General features: G+C 72.0%; 1 protein-coding gene. It reads right to left on the bottom strand.

The genetic code is table 11. The annotated features are described in order from the left end of the window. Window positions 1-1,680 (bottom strand): non-ribosomal peptide synthetase (locus tag QSK22_RS33180; RefSeq protein WP_285498459.1); only part of this gene is annotated, 1,680 nt, incomplete at both ends.

Raw genomic sequence — 1,680 nt, 5'->3', positions numbered from 1 at the left:
CACCCGACGCCACCACATCCACCGACAACTCAGCCGTGGCCACACCGATCGTCGCCTCGGTCGGACCATAGTGATTGAACACCCGCCGGCCCCCGGCCGCCCGCACCAGCTCGCCCACCCACTCTGCGGACGCCGCCTCCCCGCCCAGCACGATCGACCGGGCGGGCATCACGCCGTCGATCCCGGTGACGGCGGACAGCGCCGCCAGGTGCGACGGCACGCCTTTGGCGAAGTCGATCCGCCGCGTCCGCAGATAGTCGCGCACGGCTCCCGGGTCCACCGCCGCCTCGGAATGTAGGACGTGCAGTTCCCCACCGGTGGCCAAGCTGATGAACAGCGCCGTGTTGCCCAGGTCGGTCACCTGCGGCTGCAGAAGCGCGTACCGCACCCCGACCCCGCCCCACTCGAACCTGGCCGACACCGAGGCCACGTAGTTGGCCAGCGCACCGTGCGTGACCGCCACTCCCTTCGGGGTGCCGGTCGATCCCGACGTGTAGATCACGTATGCCAGGCCATGCGGGTCCACCCGCGCCGGCACGGCGTCACCGGCGGGCTCCGCTGCTTCCTGAAGCTCGTCGGTCCAGACCAACGGGATGCCCGCCGGTCGCCCGGACGCCACCGCGCCCGCCTCGCGGTCCGCCAAAACCACCTCGGCGCCGCTGTCGGCCAGCATGAACGCGATCCGCTCGGCCGGCAGCGTCACGTCGATCGGCAGGTAGGCGGCCCCGGCCTTCCACACGCCCAGGATGCCGATGATCGTCTGGAGGCCGGGGCGCAGGCACAGCCCGACCATCGATTCGGCGCCCACACCCATGCCGTTCAGGTACCGGGCGATGCGGTCCGCGGCCGCGTCCAGTTCCCGGTAGGTCACCTCTGCGCCGTCGGCCACCACGGCCGTCGCGTCGGGGATCGCGGCCGCCTGCCGCCGGAACAGGTCGGGAACCGCCTGGTGGGCGTCCGGCGCGGCGGTGTCGTTCCACTCGTCGAGCACCCGGTCCCGTTCCCGGGCGTCGAGCACGTCGACCTCGCGCAACCTCAGGTCCGCGGACGCCGTCACGCGCTCCAGCACCCGGCCGTACCAGGCGGCGACCCTGGACGCCGACGCCGCGTCGAACAGGTCCGCCGCCAGCGTCACGAACGCGCGCAGCCCCGCCGGGCGGCCCTGGTCGTCGAAGGTCTCGCCGACCGTCACGTGCAGGTCGTACCGGGCCGGCGGCGCGGCGGCCGCGTCGATCGCGGACGTGCCGGCCTCGACGTGCACGCCAGGGAGCTCCAGCTCGGCGCGCTCGATGTTCTGCATGGTCAGCATGACCTGGAACAGCGGGTGCCGGGCCAGCGACCGCTCCGGCGCCAGCTCCTCCACCAGCCGCTCGAACGGCACATCCTGGTGCGCGAGAGCCCCCAGCGTCGTCTCCCGCACCCGGCCCAGCACCTGCCGAAACTCCGGATCACCCGACAGATCCGTCCGGATCACCAGAGTGTTGACGAAAAACCCGACCAGATCATCCAAAGCCTCGTCGGTACGCCCGGCGACCACCGCACCGATCGGAATGTCGGTACCCGCACCCAGCCGCGACAACATCACCGCCAACGCCGCCTGCAACACCATGAACGGGGTCACGCCCTCGGCACGGGCCAGCTCCACCAGCCGCCGATGCACCTCGGCCGGAACCGACAACG

Origin of the sequence: Actinomadura sp. NBRC 104425 (assembly GCF_030269545.1) — a bacterium.
Taxonomy (GTDB): Bacteria; Actinomycetota; Actinomycetes; order Streptosporangiales; family Streptosporangiaceae; genus Spirillospora; species Spirillospora keratinilytica.
This window is presented reverse-complemented; position numbering and strand designations above follow the sequence as displayed.